Origin of the sequence: Novosphingobium sp. THN1, assembly GCF_003454795.1 — a bacterium.
Lineage (GTDB): Bacteria > Pseudomonadota > Alphaproteobacteria > Sphingomonadales > Sphingomonadaceae > Novosphingobium.
The window spans coordinates 1,034,768-1,054,332 of the sequence record NZ_CP028347.1; the positions used below are offsets into that span (position 1 = coordinate 1,034,768).

Consider the following 19,565-nt stretch of genomic DNA (forward strand, 5'->3'; position numbering starts at 1 on the left):
TCAACCGCGAGCGGGACGCTGCGGGCGGGCGCCGGAGCGGGAATAGGACGGGCGCGAAGGACGCGAGGCGGCGCGCAGCTCGTCGTAGCGGGCCTTCATTGCGCGCAGCACGGCGGCGCAGGCACCCTCGGGATCGCCCAGCACTTCGGCAGCATCGTAGCGGATCACCTTGATGCCGACTTCGGCAAGGCTGGCATCGCGGCGGCGCTCGATCTCCGGAGCCTCGCCACGGTCGAGCGCAATCACCAGCTTCAGCGGCTGGCTGGCGAAATCGACGATGGCCGAGCCGATCACGGCGTAGCGCTTGAACTTGTACTTGCCGAGGTCTTCCTTGGCGAGTTCATCGGCCAGAGCGAGGTGCGCCTCGTCCGGCTCGCGGCGCAGCTGGCGCGCGCGCTCATGAATCGCGTCGAGCCGCGATCCGGAAATGGCCCAGCCGCGACCCTTCTTCTGGATCTTCGGCGCCTCGGCGCGTTCGCCGACGGGGCGGAGGGTAAGGGTCTTTTTCATCAGTGTGCCGTCCTTGGCGCGAAAAGGTAACCGGCCAGAGCGCTCAGCACGTAAATGCCGACCAGCACGGACCCGAAGATGATCAGCGTCTTGATTGCAAAGCGCTTGTCCTCGGCGCTGACCTTCGACGCCTTGCGCCGGGGCTCCGCCGGAGCGGGGTTCGCCTCGATCGCCTTGATCGTTGCGATGCAAAGTTTGATCATGTCGGCATTGCCGAGGCGTTCTCCGCCTTCCTGCCACCAGCCCTGCGCGTCGGAAAGTTCGCAGATTGCCCGCTGGACGAGAGAGACGGCGAGAATGGAGCTCTGATGCCCGCGCGCCGCGAATGCCAGAGCGGTATCGCCATGCTCGGGCCAGGCGGGGGCTTCCGGGTCATTCCCGACATACTGCTGGCGCGACATGACCACGTAATCGAAACCGGTGTCGACGCCATTCAGCAAGGCTGGCACCCAGCCCGAATGAGCCTTGTCGGTGGTGTCGAAACCAGCCGGAAAGGCAATCGCATGCCTGTATTCGGCAATCTTGCGCACGATCGCATCCGCCGAAGGGACGGCGGAGAAGTCGAGAAACAGATCGCTTTCTGAAAGGCTCATCCCACGCTGCCTTCAAGGCTAATGCCAAGCAGCTTCTGCGCTTCGACGGCAAACTCCATCGGCAGTTGCTGCAGCACCTCGCGGGCGAAGCCGTTGACGATCAGGGCGACGGCGCTTTCCTGATCGAGACCGCGCTGCATCGCGTAGAACAGCTGGTCGTCGCTGATCTTGCTGGTGGTGGCTTCGTGTTCGATCGTGGCGCTGGGGTTGCGCACTTCGATGTAGGGCACAGTGTGTGCGCCGCATTCCGCGCCCAGCAGCAGGCTGTCGCACTGGGTGAAGTTGCGCACACCTTCGGCCTGCGGGGCAACGCGGACGAGGCCGCGATAGGTGTTGTTGCTCTTGCCCGCCGAGATGCCCTTCGACACGATGGTCGAGCGCGACCCCTTGCCGTTGTGGATCATCTTGGTGCCGGTATCGGCCTGCTGGTAATTGTTGGTGACGGCGACCGAGTAGAACTCGCCCACCGAATCCTCGCCATTCAACACGCAGGACGGATACTTCCAGGTGATCGCGGAACCGGTTTCGACCTGCGTCCACGAGACCTTGGAGCGGGCACCCTGGCAAAGCGCGCGCTTGGTCACGAAGTTGTAGATGCCGCCCTTGCCTTCAGCATCGCCGGGATACCAGTTCTGCACGGTGGAATACTTGATCTCGGCATCGTCGAGCGCGACGAGTTCAACCACCGCGGCGTGGAGCTGGTTCTCATCGCGCTGCGGGGCAGTGCAGCCTTCGAGGTAGGAGACGTATGAGCCCTTGTCGGCAACGATCAGGGTGCGTTCGAACTGACCGGTGTTTTCCGCGTTGATGCGGAAATAGGTCGAGAGTTCCATCGGGCAGCGCACGCCTTCGGGGATGTAGACGAAGGTGCCGTCGGAGAAGACCGCGCAGTTGAGCGTGGCGAAGTAGTTGTCGTGCATCGGCACGACCTTCCCCAGCCACTTCTTAACGAGATCGGGATATTCGCGGATCGCCTCGGAGATCGAACGGAAGATCACGCCTGCCGTTTCCAGTTCCTTGCGGAAGGTGGTGGCGACGCTGACGCTGTCGAACACGGCGTCCACCGCGATCTTGCGCGCGCCTTCGACGCCGGCGAGCACTTTCTGCTCTTCCAGCGGAATGCCGAGCTTTTCATAGACGCGCAGGATTTCAGGATCGACCTCGTCAAGGCTGCCGAGCTTGGGCTTGGCCTTGGGCGCAGCCCAGTAATAGGCGTCCTGATAGTCGATCGGCGGGATGTTAAGCTTCGCCCAATCGGGCGTGGGCATGGTCAGCCAGTGGCGATAGGCCTTGAGCCGCCATTCGAGCATCCACTCCGGCTCGTCCTTCTTGGCCGAGATGTAGCGGACGGTGTCCTCGGACAGACCCTTGGGTCCGTACTCCTGCTCGATATCCGACGACCAGCCGTGCTCGTACTCGGCCACTTTGGCAGCGGCTTCACGGGCGGCCTGGTCTTTCACTTCGACGTTCTCGGTCATGCCATAACCTCCGTCACCGCTGCGGCAGGACGGGACAATTGGGTGAGCGGTATGCCAGCCAGCGCGCCGCGAAGTGCGGCATCGACGGCAGGCCAGTGCGGACGGACGGTGCACGCGCTTTCCAGCGTGCAATCATGGCGCCCATGCTCGCTGCAGGGCGTGAGCGCAATGGGGCCTTCCACGGCTTCGACGATATCGGCCAAAGTGATAGCCGCAGCCGGGCGCGCCAGCTTGAGCCCGCCACGCGCACCGCGAACGGACTTGAGCAGCCCAGCCGCCGAAAGCTTGCTGACCAGCTTCTGCACGGTCGGCACCGGCAAGCCGGTTTCGTCGGCTAGCTGTTGCGCGCAGACGCGGCTCTGCCCGCAATGGCGCGCGGCAGCGGTCATCGTGACGACGGCGTAATCGGCCATGCTCGAAAGGCGCATCTGGCAGGGTCCCGAATAGCGGCCCGAACAAATCGGACCGAATCACTCCGGTTATCTAGGCGCGGGGCCTTGCCGGCACAAGCGGGCGCTTGCTCAAAAATGAGAGAGGCAAAAAAAGGGCGGCCGCGCTCACTGGGAGCGCCGGCCGCCTCAAAGTCGAGAACTCGTTGCAGAACTGCACCGAGCCCTTCGGGTCGCAGCGCCTTACTAAGCAGAAGCCCTTGGAGAGAATTGTATGGATTCGACAATTCCGGTGGCAAATGCGCAACATACCAAGCGCAATCAATTACAATTGCTGTCAGATTCGAGAAGAACAGGGTTGGCCGACAGAAGATTACATCGCAAAGACTCTGGCGGGGCAGTCCGGCGGCATGGCGCATCGGGATCGGCCCCGATTCGTCCTTCACCATTTGCAGAATCCGGAACCGTTTGCCCGTGACGCCATATTCGCTGCTGCGCCCTCTGATCTTCCGGATCCCTGCCGAACCTGCGCATCGCCTGACCATCCGCGCACTCGCGATCAATCCGCCTTCGAGCAGGCTGGCGCCAACGCCAAATCTCGCCCAGCGCATCGCCGGCATCGCCTTTCCCAACCCGCTGGGCATGGCCCCGGGTTTCGACAAGAACGCCGAAGTGCCCGACGCCATGCTCGGGCTGGGGTTCGGCTTTGTCGAGGTGGGCACGGTCACGCCGCTTCCGCAGGAAGGCAATCCGAAGCCGCGGTTGTTCCGCCTGATCGAGGATCGGGCCGTGATCAACCGGATGGGCTTCAACAACGAAGGCGCACAGGCAGTAACGAACCGCCTGATCCGCCGCCGTGAGACGGGCAAGCATGGCCTGCCCGGCATCGTTGGCGTGAACATCGGCGCGAACAAGGATTCGGCCGACCGCATTGCCGACTATGCGCAGATGACGCGGCTCATGGCCCCGCTGGCATCCTATCTCACCGTCAACATTTCATCGCCGAACACGCCGGGCCTTCGCGCGTTGCAGGATGAAGGTGCGCTCTCGGCCCTGCTGGACGGGGTGATCGAGGCGCGCGGCAACATGAACGTGCCGATCTTCCTCAAGCTTGCGCCCGACCTCGAGCCGTCGGACATCGATGCGATCTGCCGCATCGCTCTTGAAAAGCGGCTGGCCGCATTGATCGTTTCGAACACCACGATCACCCGTCCGGCATTGCGCTCGGCCCATGCCGGGGAGGCTGGCGGTCTTTCGGGTGAACCGTTGCGCGAGCTTGCGCTGCAGCGCCTGCGCGATTTCCGCAAAGCCAGCGGCGGGGCGATTCCGCTGATCGGCGTGGGCGGGATTGCAACGGTCGAGGATGCCTGGGCCCGCATCCGGGCCGGGGCCAGCCTGATCCAGATTTATAGCGCGATGGTATTCGAGGGCCCCGGCCTTGCCAAGCGTCTGGTCGCAGGACTTGAACGCAAGGTCCGCGAAGCCGGCATGACGTCCATTGCCGAGGCGGTCGGCACCGAATAGCAAGGGGGCATGTCAGTCCCCTGCATTCTGAAATCCGCCAGCCTGGCCACGCCGCTCGTCGCATTGCTCGTCAGCGGCTGCGTTCCTCCGCCCAGCGCGACGATTGCCCCATCCCGTCCCGCGCCGATGGCCGCTGCGACCGAGGGCGTCCCGGTAGACAGCGCGGGCCTCGTCTCCGCAGCAGATCCGCGCGCTGCCGAAGCTGGCGTGCAGATGCTGCGGCTTGGCGGCAGCGCGACCGACGCCGCCATAGCCACGATGCTGGCGCTGACCGTGGTCGAGCCACAAAGCTCCGGCATTGGCGGCGGGGGATTCCTTGTGCTGGGCGATGCGGCAGGCAAGGTCGAAACGATCGATGGCCGCGAGACGGCTCCCAAGGCGGCAACACCGCAGTGGTTCTACGCCGACGGCAAGCCGCTGCCTTATCGCGACGCCATCCCGGGCGGCCGCAGCGTCGGCGTACCGGGCAACCTGCGACTCGCCGCGCTGGCGCACAATGGCAAGGGTCGGCTTTCGTGGCGAACCCTGTTCCAGCCCGCGATCCGCCTAGCCCGCGAAGGGTTCGAGATCACGCCGCGCCTGCGAGCGATTCTTGCTGCGGCCAGCCGCACCGGCGCGCTCGATCCCGAGGCACGGGCCATGTTCTATGGCGCTGACGGACAGCCGCTTGCCGTCGGCACGCTTGTGCGCAACCCCGCGCTGGCCGCCACTCTCGAAACAGTCGCGGCACGCGGCGCCGACAGTTTCTACGCAGGCGAGAACGCCACGCTGATCGCCACCGAAGTGGGCACGGCGCCGCGCAATCCCTCACCGATGACGACAGCCGACATTGCCGGATACAAGGCCATCGCCCGGCCGCCTGTCTGTGGCCAGTATCGTGCCTGGCGCATCTGCGGAATGGGGCCGCCTTCATCGGGCGCCACCACCGTGTTCGCCATCCTCAAGCAGCTCGAACGCTTCGACATGAAGGCGCTCGGGGCCGCCAACCCGGTGTCGTGGCACCTGATCGCGGAGTCGCAGCGCCTCGCCTATGCCGACCGCGACCAGTACCTGGCTGACAGCGATTTCGTGTCGGTGCCGGTGGCGGGGCTGACCGATCCCGCCTATCTCGCCGCGCGTTCCGCCCTGATTTCCGAAAGCACGTCGCTCGGCATCGTGTCGCCCGGCACCCCACCGGGAGCCAGGCTGGCCTTCGCCAAGGCCGATCCGCAGGAAGAGAACGGCACGACGCACTTTGTCGCCGTGGACAGGTGGGGCAATGCCGCAAGCTATACCTCGACCATCGAAGGTCCGTTCGGATCGGGCCTTATGGTGGGAGGCTACTATCTCAACAACGAGCTGACCGATTTCAACATCGTGCCCGACAAGGACGGCAAGCCCACCGCGAACCGGGTCGAAGCCGGCAAGCGCCCGCGCAGTTCCATGTCGCCGACACTGATATACGGACCCGACGGCAAGCTGCGCCTTGCCATCGGCGCGGCCGGTGGCGTGACGATCCCCGCGCAAGTGGCCAAGGCGATCATCGGCGTGCTCGACTGGGACCTGTTCGCGCGCGAGGCGATCGCCTTGCCGGTTATCTTCGCTCCGGGCGGTGACGTGGTCTTCGTCGAACAAGGCACCACCCTTGAAGCGATGATCCCGGCCTTGCAGCAGCTCGGCCATGCGCAAGTTCTGGCGCGATCGCCGTCTTTCAAGGCCAATGCCATCGAGCGCGTCGGCAACCGCTGGCGCGGTGCGGCCGACCCCCGCAGCGAAGGCGCAGCGGTGGCACCATGAAGTGCCATTGCGCAGGTTAGGGCGCACGAATGGGATGCCCGGTTGCCGAGGCGGAACGAGGCCACTAGGTTCCCGTTAACAGGCGTGCCGGACCTCGGTCCGTTCAGCCGAAACGGGCGAGGGTCAAGACGTGCAGCTTTCCGATTTCGCGGGTTTTCCCAATCTGGTCTCGATGTTTCTCGACCGCGCTGACGCCCGGGGAGATGCCCCGTTCCTGTGGGCCAAAGCCAAGGGCCAGTGGCAATCGCTGTCGTGGAACGAGGCGGTGCGGCAGGTTTGCGTCCTGGCGCAATCGCTTCGCGCCCTCGGCCTTAATCCCGGCGATCGGGTGGCGCTGGTTTCGGAAAACCGCCCCGAATGGTGCATCGCCGATCACGCTATCATGGCCGCAGGGTTGGTCACCGTGCCGACCTACATCACCAATACCGAGCGCGATCATCTGCACATCCTCGAGAATTCCGGCGCGCGGGCGGTGATCGTCTCGACCTCAAAGCTCTCGCAGCCGCTGCTGCCGGCCGCGCTTTCCGCGCCTTGCGTCGAGCATGTGATCGGGATCGAACCGCTGCGCCAGATGCAGGCCGGCAAGCTGTCCTTCCATGACTGGCAGTCGATGACCAGCGGCGATGGAACGACAGCGCGGGCGGCCGTGGACGAGCGGCTCAGGACCATGGGCCGGGATGACCTGGCCTGCATCATCTACACCAGCGGCACCGGCGGTTCCCGCGCGGCGTGCGGCTGCATCACGGTTCGATCCTGTGCAATGTCGAGGGTGCGGCGGAGATTCTCGCTAACGACTTTGGCTGGGGAGAGGAAGTGTTTCTCTCGTTCCTGCCGCTGTCCCACGCCTATGAGCACACCGGCGGCCAGTACCTGCCGATCGGCATGGGCGCGCAGATCTACTATTCGGAAGGCTTGGAAAAGCTCGCCTCGAACATCGAGGAAGTGCGGCCGACCCTGATGGTGGTGGTGCCGCGCCTGTTCGAAGTGCTGCGCACGCGAATCATGAAGCAGGTGGAGAAGCAGGGCAAGCTGGCGAACTACCTGATGGACCGCGCCCTTTCGATCGGCGGACGCAGGGCGGCCGGCAAGGGCCGGATCATCGACGCGCCGATGAACCTGATCCTCGAGCGAACTTTGCGCCCGAAGATCCGCGCGCGCTTTGGCGGGCGGATGAAGGCGATGGTTTCCGGCGGCGCCCCGCTCAACCCCGATGTCGGCGTGTTCTTCGAAGCGATGGGGCTGACGATGCTGCAGGGCTATGGCCAGACCGAGGCCGGGCCGGTGATCTCGTGCAATCGCCCCAAGGTCGGCCTCAAGATGGACACCGTCGGACCGCCAATGAAGGGCGTGCAGGTTAAGATCGCCGAGGATGGCGAGATCCTCGTCAAGGGCGAGCTGGTGATGCACGGCTACTGGCAGAACGATGCCGAGACGGCGCGCGCCATTCCGCGCGAGGGCGCCAATGCGGGCTGGCTGCACACCGGTGACATCGGCCATCTCGACGGGAAGGGCCGCATCGTCATCACCGATCGCAAGAAGGACATGATCGTCAACGACAAGGGCGACAATGTCTCCCCGCAGAAGATCGAAGGCATGCTGACGCTGCAGCCGGAAATCGCGCAGGCGATGGTCTCGGGCGACAAGCGGCCCTACATCGTTGGCCTGATCGTGCCCGATCCGGAATGGGCGCTGGAGTGGTCACGCGCGCAGGGCGAACACTTCGACTTCAAGGAACTGCAGGACCTGCCGGCGTTCCGGAATGCGATCCGCGCGGCAGTGGACCGGGTGAACAAGGACCTGTCGGTGATCGAGAAGGTCCGCCAGTTCACCTTTGCCGACGAGGCCTTCAGCATCGACAATGGCGAGATGACGCCGAGCCTCAAGATCCGCCGCCACAAGATCAGGGAGCGCTACAGCGCCCGGATCGACGGGCTTTACAAGGCCTGAGCTTTTCCAAGGTCGCTCATCCTGAGCTTGTCGAAGGATGCCAGCCAAGGCCTGACCACGAGGGGCCTTCGACAGGCTCAGTCTGAGCGGGCTCTGTGGGGGTGTTATCGTCCCGCCATGGCCTTGACCCGCGCGAGGTAGGTACGGCCGATGCGCTGTACCGAACCGTCGGCCAGTTCGGCGGACCACACGCCAAGACCATCGTGCTTGAGTCCGGCAATCCGGTCGCGCCGCACGATGGTCGAGCGGTGGAGTCGGATGAACTGCTCGGGGTCCAGCCGTGCTTCAAGCCCGGCGATGGTGTGCAGCATCATGTAGCTGCGGCCCCCGCTTTGACCCGATCCGTTGTGATGCCCGACATGCAGGCGGACGTAATCGCGTTCCGCATCGATGCGTTCGAGGTCCGAGGCGGCAACGCGAATCAGCTCCGAGCGGTGTGGCACCCAGAACTCCTCGATCCACTCGCTTTGCGGTTTTTCGGGCGTCAGGGCAGCTTCGGTCGACGTGCTGCGGCGCGCTTGTGCGCGCTCCACCGCCCGCTCCAGCCGTTCCTGCGCGACAGGTTTGAGCACGTAGTCCACCGCATCGCAATCGAACGCCTCGACCGCAAAATCATCATGGGCAGTAACGAATACGACAGCAGGCCGGTTGACCTGTCCTGCAAGCGCCCGCGCGACGCCGAGCCCGTCAACCTCGGGCATGGTCATGTCGAGCAGGACAAGATCGGGATTGAGCGCTTCGATCAGGCGCAGGGCCGCGGCGCCATCGCTGGCCGTCCCCACCACCTGCAATGCAGGTATCCGCGCGCACAGGATCTGCATCCGCTCGACAGCCAGCGGTTCATCGTCAACAATCAGCGTGCGCAACTCAAGTCCCCTCAGCACTCGTTCCGGACGACCGGCATGGTCAGTACCGTTGCATAGCCGCCAGCGGGAAGCGGCCCGCTTTCCACGCCGGCTCCATCCTCGCCGAAGCGGGCGGCGAGACGGCTTCTGACATTGGCGATGCCGATGCCGGTACCACCATTGGCAAAGCCCTCGCCAGGTCCGTCATCCGCCACCGTCAGGATCAGAAAGCCCCCCGCCTCGCGGGCAGTGATGCGAATGGTCACGGGCCGGATCGTGGTCGAGACTGCATACTTGATCGAATTTTCGACCAGCGGCTGCAGGATCATGCCGGGCACGCAGGCGGTCATCAGATCGTCCGGAATGTCGAACTCGCAGCGCAGGCGTTCGGGAAAGCGCACTGCCTCGATGTCGAGGTAATGGCGCTGCAAGGCGATTTCGTCCTCCAGCGGCATGTCTGCCGTGGGATCGCCGGCAAGGCTGTGGCGATAGAAACGCGAGATTGACTGGATCATCCGCTCGGCCTGTTCGGTTCGTCCGACCATGACCAAAGCCGACAAGGAATTCAACGTGTTGAACAGGAAGTGCGGGTTGACCTGATAACGCAGGGAACGAAGCTCGGCCGCCTTTGCCGCGCGGGCATATTGCCCCTCGCGATACTCCGCCGCGCGCAACTGTTCGCCATTGCCGAGCGCCAGGTAGAGCGCGGCCCACGCAATCAGCAGGAAGTAGCGCCCCAGCGCGACATCGGTCAGCTGTCGCCATAGCCCCTCGTTCTCGACCGTCTGCCGGATGATGGTGACGTGATCGGGGCCGCGCAGGTCCTCTGTGACAATCTCTGACGCGCTGGGCTGCGGCGTGTCTGCGTCATTCTTTGCCGCTTCCACCTTGGCCGATTCCGCCTTCCGCTGCTCCGCCGCCGTCCTGGCTGCGGCGACCTCACGGGCCCGCACGGCCTGTGCCTTCTCCAGCGCCAGCTTGCGCGCCGCCTGCGCCTTCCTGAGAGCCTTGTCTGCCTCGCGGCGGGCCGTTTCGCGGATCTTTTCCCGTTCCGCGGCGGACAGCATCGGTGGGACTGGCGGTGCCGGGGGCGCCGCTGATGCCGCCGATGCCGGCGGTTCTACAGCATCGCCGATGCTTTCGACGTCGCCGTCCTCGTCGACGGTATAGACCTTGCCCCCGGTCCGCACTTCCGAGCGGCCATCGGCATATTGGCGGACGAACAGGCCGGGCTGTGAAATGACCATGCTGCCATCGGCGTCCTGCTTGATGCCGAAGTTCTTGAGCGCCTGAATCGTCGCTTCGTCGCCGACCTTGCGCAGCTCGGCAATGTCTTCTGCGCTGAGCAGAGGCTCCATCGATGGAGCAGCCTTGGGAGCTGGCGGGTTCTCTGGCGGAGGCGGAGGTTCAGGCAAGTCGGGTTCAGGTGGTGCCGGAGGAATGAACCCCTCGTCCAGCACATCGACAAGGACGTTGCCCGCCATGTCGTGGCGGATCTTCACGCCCGGCTTCCCTTGACCGGTGGTCACGGTGGTTTGGGTCGAGGTTGTGGTGCGGGGCTCGCCCTGATCAGTGCTGATCCGTTCGATCATGCGCTTTTCGACCGGCGCGAAAGCCCACTGGTTGACCGCCGCCAGAGCAAGCGCCGCTGGAAGCATGATCACCAGCGCTGCGGCCACCCGCGTGGCCAGAGGGCGAGCGTCGAACCGGCGCAGCAGCGGCCAGCAGGCGACCGTCACCACAATCCCCGCCGCCGTCACCAGTGCACGCCGCCAAAGCAGATCGGTAAAGTCACCCAGCTCCACCACCAGCCCGCGCACGGTGATCAACAGGAAGTAGCACAGCCACAGCGCCGCAGCCGACAGGATCACCTGCCGGGCCGGAACGCGCGGGATACCGGGATCGATTTGCGACGACGTCATCCCGTCGACCCTAAACGCGAACCGCCCGACGCGCCATAACGGCGGTCGGGCGGCAAATGTCGTTCATGGAATTTATCGGGTGCGCCTCTGACATCCGTCAGAGGCTTGCGGCACCGGCCCGCTCCCCGCCCGGATGGGCTTTCCTCCCCCTCAAACAGGCAGGAGTTTCTCGTCCGCGATCTTCTTCTTCCAGACGAGCGGGGCAGCCTGGTGGACGTTCTCGCCCGAGCTGTCGACCGCGACGGTTACCGGCATGTCCTCGACGGTAAATTCGTAGATCGCTTCCATGCCCAAGTCCTCGAACCCGACGACCTTGGCCACCTTGATCGCGCGCGCAACGAGGTAGGCCGCGCCTCCGACTGCCATCAGGTAGGCGCTCTTGTGCTCGGCGATCGACTTCGTCGCGGCGGGGCCACGCTCAGCCTTGCCGACGCTGGCCAGAAGGCCGAGGTCGAGCATGGTGTCCGAGAAGCTGTCCATGCGCGTGGCAGTGGTCGGGCCGGCCGGGCCGACGACTTCATCGCGCACCGGATCGACCGGGCCGACGTAGTAGATCACGCGGCCATTGAAATCGACCGGCAACTCCTCACCCTTGGCGAGCATGTCCTTGATGCGCTTGTGCGCGGCATCGCGGCCAGTCAGCATCTTGCCGTTGAGCAGCAGGCGATCGCCCGCCTTCCAGCCTTCGACCTCGGCCTGGGTCAGCGTGTCGAGGTTGACGCGCTTGGCTGCGCTGTCGGGCGCCCAGTGGACCTGCGGCCATTCGTCGAGCTTGGGGCGCTCAAGGTAGCTCGGGCCGGAACCGTCGAGCGTGAAGTGCGCGTGGCGCGTGGCGGCGCAGTTGGGGATCATCGCTACCGGCTTGCCCGCGGCATGGCACGGCGCGTCCATTATCTTCACGTCGAGGATGGTCGACAGACCGCCAAGGCCCTGCGCACCGATGCCGAGCGCGTTGACCTTGTCGAAGATTTCGATGCGCATGCGCTCGATATCGGTCTGGGGGCCGCGCTCCTTGAGCTGGGCCATGTCGATCGGTTCCATCAACGCCTTCTTGGCGAGCAGCACGCAGTGTTCTGCCGTGCCGCCGATGCCGATGCCGAGCATGCCCGGCGGGCACCAGCCCGCGCCCATCTGCGGCAGCATCTCGACCACCCAGTCGACGATGTTCTCGCTGGGGTTCATCATCTTGAACTTCGACTTGTTTTCCGAGCCGCCGCCCTTGGCCGCGACGTCGACCGTGACCTTGTTGCCCTTGACCATCTCGACATGGAGCACGCAGGGCGTGTTGTCGCGGGTGTTGCGGCGGGTGAAAGCGGGGTCGGCCAGCACCGAAGCGCGCAGCTTGTTGTCGGGGTTGTTGTACGCGCGGCGCACGCCTTCATCGACGACGTCCTGCAGGCTCATGTCGGATTCGAGGCGGCAATCCTGGCCCCATTCGATGAACACATTGACGATGCCGGTGTCTTGGCAGATCGGGCGGTGGCCCTCGGCGCACATGCGGCTGTTGGTGAGGATCTGCGCGATCGCGTCCTTCGCCGCCGGGCCTTGTTCGGCCTTGTAGGCCTCGCCGAGCGCACGGATGTAGTCCATCGGGTGGAAGTAGCTGATGTACTGCAGCGCGTCCGCGACGCTATCGATAAGGTCCGCTTCCCGGATCGTGACCATTTCTGCCATGTTGCCGACTCCCTCCAGAGGCCTTGGTTGCGATGGGCGCATTACGCGGCAATTTGCGACAAGCAAATCCCTTGGAAACAGCAGATCGATAATCTACAGGCACTTGGCAACATTCAGGCTTCCCCGGGTGCGGGTGGAAGCCTCTAGCGGATATGAGGGTTTCGAATGACCGTGGTTGAAGATCGCCCGGCAGCGGATGAGATGCTGGTTGCCCGTCGTGCGATGATCGATAGCCAGCTTCGCGTAAGCGGCGTCAATTCGCCGGCAATCCTCAATGCTTTCAACGCCGTCCCGCGCGAGGACTTTGTCCCTGCCGAACGTCGCGCGGTTGCCTACATCGACCGGGCGGTTCCGCTGGGGATGGGCGCTCGCTTTCCCCGGCGCTGACCTACGGCCAGATGCTCGAAGCGGCCCAGACCGCGCGCGAGGATGCCGTCCTCGTGATCTCGCCGAACGGCTACCTCGCCGCTCTGGTCGGACAGCTTGCCGACAGCGTGACCCGCGCCGAATCGCTGGCATCGGCTCAGGGCGGACCGTATTCGCTGATCCTGATCGATGGCGCCGCAGAAGTCCTGCCGGATTCGCTCGCCGGCTTGCTGGCCGATGATGGCCGGATCGTCACCGGCATCGCCGATCGCGGCGTCACCCGCCTCGCCATGGCCCGCAAGGCGCTGGGCAAGGTGGTGGCAACGCCGCTCGCCGAAGCCGATTTCGCGGTGCTGGCCGAGTTTGCCGCCCCGAAGAAATGGAGCTTCTGAGCCATATGGCGACGGGCAAGGCGCTACGCCTCATTCTGGCGGCCAGCGCCGCAAGCCTCGCTGTCACCCCCGCTCTGGCCGATGACCTGCGCGAGGCGCTGACCAGCGCCTACAGCACCAATCCCACGCTTCAGGCCGCCCGTGCGACCCAGCGGGCGACCGACGAAGGCGTGCCACTGGCCCGAGCGCGCGGTTTGCCGAGCCTGCAGGGGCAGGCCAGCTATACGAAAGTGCTGCGCGCCAACCCGAATTCGTTCCTGATCACCGACTGGTCGAACAGCATCGACCTGAGCCTCGGCGTGCCGGTCTATTCCGGCGGATCGGTGAAGAATTCGATCCGGGCCGCCAAGACCCGCGTCGAAGCCGGGCAGGAAGACTTGCGCGCGACCGAATCCGGCGTGTTCTCGCAGGTCGTTGCGGCCTACATGGATGTGATCCGCGATTCCGCGATCGTCGGGCTCAACAAGAGCAACGTCGAGGTTCTGGAAGTGAACCTCAAGGCCACCAGCGACCGCTTCGAGATCGGCGACGTGACCCGCACCGATGTGGCCCAGTCCAATTCCCGCCTTGCTCTTGCCCGTGGCGATCTGCGCACGGCACAGGCGAACCTCATCGCCAGCCGTGAGCGGTACATCCAGGTCGTCGGCAAGGCTCCAACCGATCTGCAGCCGCCCCCGCCGCTGCCGGGCCTGCCTGGCAACCCGGACGACGCTGTCGATTTCGCGCTTGAGAACAATCCCGATCTCATGGCCGCACGCGAACGCAGCAAGGCTGCTGCCTTTGACGTGAAGGTTGCCGACGCAGCAAAGCTGCCGACAGTATCGCTCTCCACGAACGGCAGCCGCCAGGCGTTCAAGGGCACTTTCCTCGGGTCTAGCCAGACCCTGCAGCAGGCAAACACCACTGCGCAGGCCGGTGTCAGCGTCTCGATCCCGCTCTATCAGGGTGGCGGACCTGCCGCACAGACCCGGCAGGCGCAGGCGCGTGAATCGGCGACGCTCGAGCAGGAAATCGGCGTCGAACGCGAGGTTATCGCCACCGTTCGCTCGGCCTATGCGTCCTGGCTTGCCGCGAACGAGATCATCGCGATGAACCAGACCGCGGTCGATGCCGCAGCGCTGAGCCTTGAGGGCGTGCGGGCGGAGAACACCGTCGGCAATCGCACCATCCTCAACATCCTCGATGCAGAGCAGGAACTGCTGCGGGCGCAGGTGCAGCTCGTTGCGGCGCGGCGCAATGCCTATGTCGCCGGGTTCAACCTGTTGTCGGCAATGGGCAAAGCCGATGCCAATGACCTCGGCCTTGATGGCGGCGCGCTCTACGATCCGCAGGTCAACTATGACCGCGTCAAGGGCCGCTTCTGGGACTGGGATCGCGATCCCAAGCCTGCTGCGGTATCGACGCGCACCGTTGACACGCCCGCGCAGGATGCGACAATTCCGCCCTCACCGCTTCCTTGAGAGAATCGGTGAAGCGGGGGCATTTGGGGGTACAAGTTGCGATGCGTCAGGCCGGTGAACCGTCCGTCGAGGAAATCCTCGAATCGATCAAGAAGGTGATCGCGCGCGACAACAAGGTCGAGGCGCAGGCACGCCTGCAGCCCAAGCCGGCTCCGCGTCCCGACGTGCTCGAACTGACCGACCCTGCCGAAGAGGACGAAGCCGAGCCCGCAGGCGGCCTGATTGCCGATGCGGCAGCAGCGTCGATGCGCGAATCGCTCGCGGCGCTTTCGATGCTGGCGCAGCCCGGCGTTGCGCCGCAGATCGTCCGCTCGGGCGAAACTTCGCTCGAAGGGCTGGTGCGCGAGATGCTCAAGCCGATGCTGGCCGAATGGCTCGACAAGAATCTGCCTGCCATGGTCGAGAAGATGGTCGCCGCCGAGATTGCGCGTATCGCCGGGAAGCGCGGCTGATTTTGCGGTTTGCGCCGTAAACTAACGGCGCTAATCCGGTTTCCATGAAAACCAACTCGCTGTTGTGGGCGGCTGCTCCGCTCGCCTTCGCTTTCGCTGTTCCTGCCGTTGCAGAGCAGGCTGCGCCGTTCTCTCCGCAGGATCTGGTGACGCTTGGCCGCCTCGGCGGCACGGCAGTTTCGCCCGACGGCAAGACGGTGGCCTATATCGTTACCACCACCGATCCGGGCAGTTACAAACGTACGCCGGCATTGTGGGTCCGCAGTGCCGACGGCAGGGGCCAGCCGCGCCGCGTCGACACCGGCGGCAGCGCCAGCGATCCTGCCTTCGCCGCCGACGGCGCCCTCTACTACCTTTCAGACCGCAAGGTCGGTGAAGCCGAGACGACGCAGGTCTGGAAAGTGGACGTCGCCTCGGGCGTGACGACCCAGGTCACTGCCTTCAAGGCAGAGGTATCCGGGTTCGAATTGTCTCCCGATGGCAAGCGCATTGCCGTGTGGGGCGATATCGCGCGGGATTGCCCCACCTTCGGCTGCGACAGCGACGGCAACACCGCCCTCCCCGGACCCGGCACAGGTCGCCACTACAAGGACGGGGCTGGCTTCGTTCGCCACTGGGATGCATGGGAAACGCCCGGCAACTACAGCCGCGTCTTTGCCTTCGATCTTGGCGCTGATGGGAAGGTCATCGGCGATGGCAAGGCTGCCGACGGCCCTGTGGGCACCCTCACTGGTGACAGCCCGGGCAAGCCCTTCGGTGGCGGCGAGGACGTCGCCTGGGCGGCGGATTCGAAGTCATTGTTCTTCGTCGCGCGGCAGGCCGACCGGAACGAGCCAACCTCGACCAATCTCGACATCTGGCAGTCCAGACTGGACGGCGCGGCGCCGAAGAACCTGACGGAGGCCAACAAGGCCACCGACAATACCCCCGCCCCTTCGCCCGATGGCAAGTGGCTGGCCTATGCCGCGATGGCGCGCCCCGGTTACGAGGCGGACCGCCTGGTCGTCCACCTCATCAACCTGCAGACCGGCGAAAGGCGCGAACTGACCGGCGGCTGGGATCGCTCGGTCGCCTCGCTGACCTGGACGCCGGACAGCAAGGCGCTGATCGCGACGGCAGAGGACGTGCTCGATACGCCCGCCTTCAGCATCGATCCGATGAGCGGCAAGGTCAACCGCCTCGTCCTCAACCCCGGCCGCGAAGGGCACATCGGCAATGTCGTGCCGCTCAAGGACGGTCGCCTGGTCTACACCCGCGATTCGATCGATGCGCCGGCGGAACTGTTCGTGGGCAAGCCGGGCAAGGCTGGCATGCGGCTGACGGACGTTGCCACTTCGGCGCTGGCCCAGCGCGCTCCCGTGATGACGCAGCGCTTCAGCTTCAAGGGCGCGGATGGCGATACGGTCTGGGGCCAGATCACCAAGCCAAGCTGGATCAAGGGCAAGCTGCCGTCCGTCCTGTTCGTTCATGGCGGACCTCAGGGCTCGTATAACGACAGCTGGTCCAACCGCTGGAACCCGCGCGTCTGGGCAAGCCAGGGCTATGCCATCGTCTCGATCGATTTCCACGGCTCCACCGGATATGGCCAGGCCTTCACCGACGCCATCAACCGGCAGTGGGGCGGCAAGCCGCTGGAGGACCTGCAGAAGGGCTTTGCCGCCGCGATCGCGCTGGATGGACAGATCGATGGCGACAATGCCTGCGCGGCAGGGGCGTCCTACGGCGGCTACATGATGAACTGGATCGCCGGCAACTGGCCCGACCGGTTCAAGTGCCTTGTCCAGCATGACGGCGTTTTCGATGCCCGCGCCATGGCCTATGAAACCGAGGAACTGTGGTTTGACGAGTGGGAGCACGGCGGGCACCCTTACTACGAAGCGCCGGAAGAGTTCGAGAAGTGGAACCCGGTCAACCACGTTGCCAAGTGGAAAACGCCGATGCTGGTCATCACCGGCGAGAAGGACTTCCGCATTCCCTATACGCAGGGCCTCGCGGCATTTACGGCGCTGCAGCGCCGCGGCATCCCTTCCGAACTGCTGGTTTTCCCTGACGAGAACCACTGGGTGCTCAAGGCCAAGAACTCGTTGCAGTGGCACCAGACTTCGTTCAACTGGCTCGAACGCTGGTTGAAAAAGAATGGCAAGGCCGAATGATCCCTGATGCCGCCGAGATTGCTCTTGCTGAAATAGCCCTCGAAAAGCTCGGCGGCTTCAATCCGCAGCGCCATATCCTGCTGTGCGCCGGGCCGGAGAAGGACAAGTGCGCCCCGCGCGATGTCGGTGACGAGGCTTGGAATTACCTCAAGAAGCGCCTCGGCGAGCTGAAGCTGGGCGGGGCGCAGGGGGTGCTGCGCAACAAGGTCGGCTGCCTGCGCGTGTGCATGGTCGGCCCGGTGGCTGTCGTCTATCCGGACAACGTCTGGTACCATTCCTGCACCCCGCCGGTGCTGGAGCGGATCATCCAGGAGCATGTGATCGGCGGCGTACCGGTAGAAGACTACCGGCTCAAGCAGCCCGTTCCATCACCCGCGGAATGAAGCCGAGAAGCTCGCTGGCAAGGTAGCCCAGCGGGCCGATCGCCTCCGCGCACCGCCTGCCCGCCTCGCCATGCAGCCACACGGACCAGAGCGCGGCTTGCAACGGTTCCGCCCCGCGCGCCAGCAGGGCGGCAGCGATACCAGCCATGACATCGCCCGAGCCACCGGTGGCCAGCCCGACGTTCCCGCCGCTGTAGCTAAACAGCTCTCCGGTTGGCGCTGCAACCAGGCTGACTGCCCCCTTCAGCACGACTACCGACCCGAAGCGCTCGGCACATCGGGACACTGCGGCGGCGCGGTCCTGATTGATCGCGACTGCCTCCTCGCCCAGCAGCGCGGCGATCTCGCCGATGTGCGGGGTAAGGACAGCCGGTGTGCGTCGTTCGCGCAAGCGCCTGGCATGGTCGCAGATCGCCATGAGCGCCGCTGCGTCGAGCACCAGCGGCGTTTCGTCCGCCGCCGTCATCAGCCGACCGACGAGTGCCGAGGCCTGTTCCGCGCAGCTCATCGCCGGACCGAGAACGAGGCAATCGCTCTTGTCCACTTCGCCTTCCAGGTTCGCGCGGGAGGCGTCGATCTCACCCTTGGGGTCGGGCGCCAGCGGCAGGACCGCCACTTCCGGCATCAGTACGCCGATCATCATGGCGGTCGACTCGACGGTCGCGATGCGCACCTTGCCCGCGCCAGCGCGCAGGGCGGCCTCGGCGGTAAGGCGCACGCCGCCCGGGACCATGGTGCAACCGCCGACGACGAGCACGCGGCCGCGCGCATTCTTGTCGCTTTCCTCGTCCGGCTGCGGCAACGGATGCTTTCGCAACCACGCGCCGTCCAAAGTTTGCGCTTCAGCCACGGGCGGCCACCATGCGGTCGGGCTCGCGGGTCGCTTCAGTGCCTTCGCGGACCATCGGGGCGACCATGTTGTAATGCTCGAGCACCAGTTCCCCGTCGCCCTTGCCAGAGCGGTCGAGCCGGTATTGCGTGATCGCGCAGTTGGCGATGTCCCCGGCCTTGTCGATGGCAAGGATCTCCGCTTCCGAAAGATGCTCGATGATATAGCGCATGCACAGCACCACGACCTGGTGCGCCACGATCATCACCCTTTTGCCAGCGTAGTGCAGCGATACGGTGTCGAGCAGCGCGCGCAGGCGGAAGATCACGTCGACCCAACTTTCGCCGCCGGGCGGCCGATGGTAGAACTTGCCCAGCACGCGGCGGAACTCGGCCTGATCGGGCTGGAAGTGGTGGATGCCGGGCGTAGTCAGGCCATCGAGGATGCCGAACTCCTTTTCCCGCAGGCGTTCGTCGATGCAGATGCGCAAGTCCGGGTCACAGCCGCCCGCCTCGCGGAAGATCTCGGCGGTTTGCACGGCGCGGACATAGGGACTGGCCAGGATCACATCCGGCCGCGCATCCTCTTCGCCACCGGCGAACCAGTGCCCAAGCGCGCGGGCTTGTTCGCGGCCGAGCGGGGAAAGCGGCACGTCCACATCGCGATGGTCGAGCGCAATGCGCAGGTCACCCGCGGCGTCAGCGGCGTCGCGCGCGACGTTGCCGGCGCTCTGGCCGTGACGGATCAGCCACAGCACCTCGGGCCAGCGTTCGTGCGGTTGCGGCAGTGTGCGATGTCCGGTCATGACAAGCCAAGCGCGAGGCGCAGGGGATGGTTCCGGAACATTCGCCGCACTTGGGGGATTGAGCGAT

17 protein-coding genes and 1 pseudogene are annotated in these 19,565 nt (G+C 65.1%); 9 read left to right on the forward strand and 9 right to left on the reverse strand.

Annotated elements, in window-relative coordinates; translation table 11 throughout:
* The 4 genes from C7W88_RS05125 to C7W88_RS05140 are packed head-to-tail and all read right to left on the reverse strand — an operon-like array spanning position 1 to position 3,009.
* Entirely contained in the window at positions 1-510 is a 510-nt protein-coding gene (locus tag C7W88_RS05125; RefSeq protein WP_118072747.1) for an endonuclease domain-containing protein, read from the reverse strand.
* Positions 510-1,103 (reverse strand): hypothetical protein, encoded by a 594-nt coding sequence (locus tag C7W88_RS05130; RefSeq protein ID WP_118072748.1) that lies wholly within the window; start codon positions 1,101-1,103, stop codon positions 510-512. Before C7W88_RS05130 ends, C7W88_RS05125 begins: the two co-directional genes overlap by 1 nt.
* Positions 1,100-2,581 (reverse strand): Fe-S cluster assembly protein SufB, encoded by a 1,482-nt coding sequence (gene sufB, locus C7W88_RS05135; protein WP_118072749.1) that lies wholly within the window; start codon positions 2,579-2,581, stop codon positions 1,100-1,102. The genes C7W88_RS05130 and sufB overlap by 4 nt, the downstream gene beginning before the upstream one ends.
* On the reverse strand, positions 2,578-3,009 hold the full coding sequence (locus C7W88_RS05140) for an SUF system Fe-S cluster assembly regulator (RefSeq protein ID WP_118072750.1): 432 nt from the start codon (positions 3,007-3,009) through the stop codon (positions 2,578-2,580). The genes sufB and C7W88_RS05140 overlap by 4 nt, the downstream gene beginning before the upstream one ends.
* Positions 3,010-3,444: 435 nt before the next feature.
* Here C7W88_RS05140 and C7W88_RS05145 point away from each other — a divergent pair, with 435 nt between their 5' ends.
* The 3 genes and pseudogenes from C7W88_RS05145 (at position 3,445) to C7W88_RS05155 (ending at position 8,217) form a co-directional block, all read left to right on the forward strand.
* Positions 3,445-4,494, forward strand: a complete 1,050-nt coding sequence (locus C7W88_RS05145) for a quinone-dependent dihydroorotate dehydrogenase (RefSeq protein WP_118074583.1) — start codon at positions 3,445-3,447, stop codon at positions 4,492-4,494.
* 9 nt (positions 4,495-4,503) lie between these two features.
* On the forward strand, positions 4,504-6,270 hold the full coding sequence (ggt, locus tag C7W88_RS05150; protein WP_118072751.1) for a gamma-glutamyltransferase: 1,767 nt from the start codon (positions 4,504-4,506) through the stop codon (positions 6,268-6,270).
* A 130-nt stretch (positions 6,271-6,400) separates the two neighbouring features.
* Positions 6,401-8,217: pseudogene (locus C7W88_RS05155) on the forward strand (long-chain fatty acid--CoA ligase).
* 104 nt (positions 8,218-8,321) lie between these two features.
* Here C7W88_RS05155 and C7W88_RS05160 read toward each other — a convergent pair.
* From C7W88_RS05160 to C7W88_RS05170, 3 genes are all read right to left on the reverse strand, one after another.
* Complete coding sequence (locus tag C7W88_RS05160; RefSeq protein ID WP_118072752.1) at positions 8,322-9,083, reverse strand: LytTR family DNA-binding domain-containing protein; 762 nt, start codon at positions 9,081-9,083, stop codon at positions 8,322-8,324.
* Between the two features lie 11 nt (positions 9,084-9,094).
* Positions 9,095-10,984: a sensor histidine kinase gene (locus C7W88_RS24655; RefSeq protein WP_370073190.1), complete on the reverse strand. Its 1,890-nt coding sequence runs from the start codon at positions 10,982-10,984 to the stop codon at positions 9,095-9,097.
* Between the two features lie 150 nt (positions 10,985-11,134).
* Positions 11,135-12,658, reverse strand: coding sequence for a fumarate hydratase (locus C7W88_RS05170; RefSeq protein ID WP_370073191.1), 1,524 nt, complete (start codon positions 12,656-12,658; stop codon positions 11,135-11,137).
* Between the two features lie 165 nt (positions 12,659-12,823).
* Between C7W88_RS05170 and C7W88_RS24660 the strand changes: the two genes are divergently transcribed.
* The 6 genes from C7W88_RS24660 to C7W88_RS05195 are packed head-to-tail and all read left to right on the forward strand — an operon-like array spanning position 12,824 to position 17,864.
* Positions 12,824-13,045: a hypothetical protein gene (locus C7W88_RS24660; RefSeq protein ID WP_370073192.1), complete on the forward strand. Its 222-nt coding sequence runs from the start codon at positions 12,824-12,826 to the stop codon at positions 13,043-13,045.
* Between the two features lie 11 nt (positions 13,046-13,056).
* On the forward strand, positions 13,057-13,416 hold the full coding sequence (locus tag C7W88_RS24665) for a hypothetical protein (RefSeq protein ID WP_370073193.1): 360 nt from the start codon (positions 13,057-13,059) through the stop codon (positions 13,414-13,416).
* On the forward strand, positions 13,404-14,876 hold the full coding sequence (locus C7W88_RS05180; RefSeq protein WP_240344838.1) for a TolC family outer membrane protein: 1,473 nt from the start codon (positions 13,404-13,406) through the stop codon (positions 14,874-14,876). The genes C7W88_RS24665 and C7W88_RS05180 overlap by 13 nt, the downstream gene beginning before the upstream one ends.
* 41 nt (positions 14,877-14,917) lie before the next feature.
* Positions 14,918-15,328, forward strand: a complete 411-nt coding sequence (locus tag C7W88_RS05185) for a DUF2497 domain-containing protein (RefSeq protein ID WP_118072753.1) — start codon at positions 14,918-14,920, stop codon at positions 15,326-15,328.
* A gap of 44 nt (positions 15,329-15,372) precedes the next feature.
* On the forward strand, positions 15,373-17,481 hold the full coding sequence (locus tag C7W88_RS05190; protein WP_118072754.1) for a S9 family peptidase: 2,109 nt from the start codon (positions 15,373-15,375) through the stop codon (positions 17,479-17,481).
* The gene (locus tag C7W88_RS05195; RefSeq protein ID WP_118072755.1) at positions 17,478-17,864 is read left to right on the forward strand and encodes a ferredoxin; all 387 of its coding nucleotides are present in this window, start codon (positions 17,478-17,480) and stop codon (positions 17,862-17,864) included. The genes C7W88_RS05190 and C7W88_RS05195 overlap by 4 nt, the downstream gene beginning before the upstream one ends.
* Here the strand turns inward: C7W88_RS05195 and C7W88_RS05200 are convergent.
* Together C7W88_RS05200 and C7W88_RS05205 are read right to left on the reverse strand one after the other, a co-directional pair.
* Positions 17,833-18,714 carry an NAD(P)H-hydrate dehydratase gene (locus tag C7W88_RS05200; protein ID WP_118072756.1) on the reverse strand — a complete coding sequence of 294 codons (882 nt, stop codon included), beginning with the start codon at positions 18,712-18,714 and terminating at the stop codon, positions 17,833-17,835. The two genes, C7W88_RS05195 and C7W88_RS05200, sit on opposite strands and share 32 nt — an antisense overlap.
* Positions 18,707-19,498, reverse strand: coding sequence for a histidine phosphatase family protein (locus C7W88_RS05205; RefSeq protein WP_118072757.1), 792 nt, complete (start codon positions 19,496-19,498; stop codon positions 18,707-18,709). Before C7W88_RS05205 ends, C7W88_RS05200 begins: the two co-directional genes overlap by 8 nt.
* Positions 19,499-19,565 lie beyond the last annotated feature (67 nt).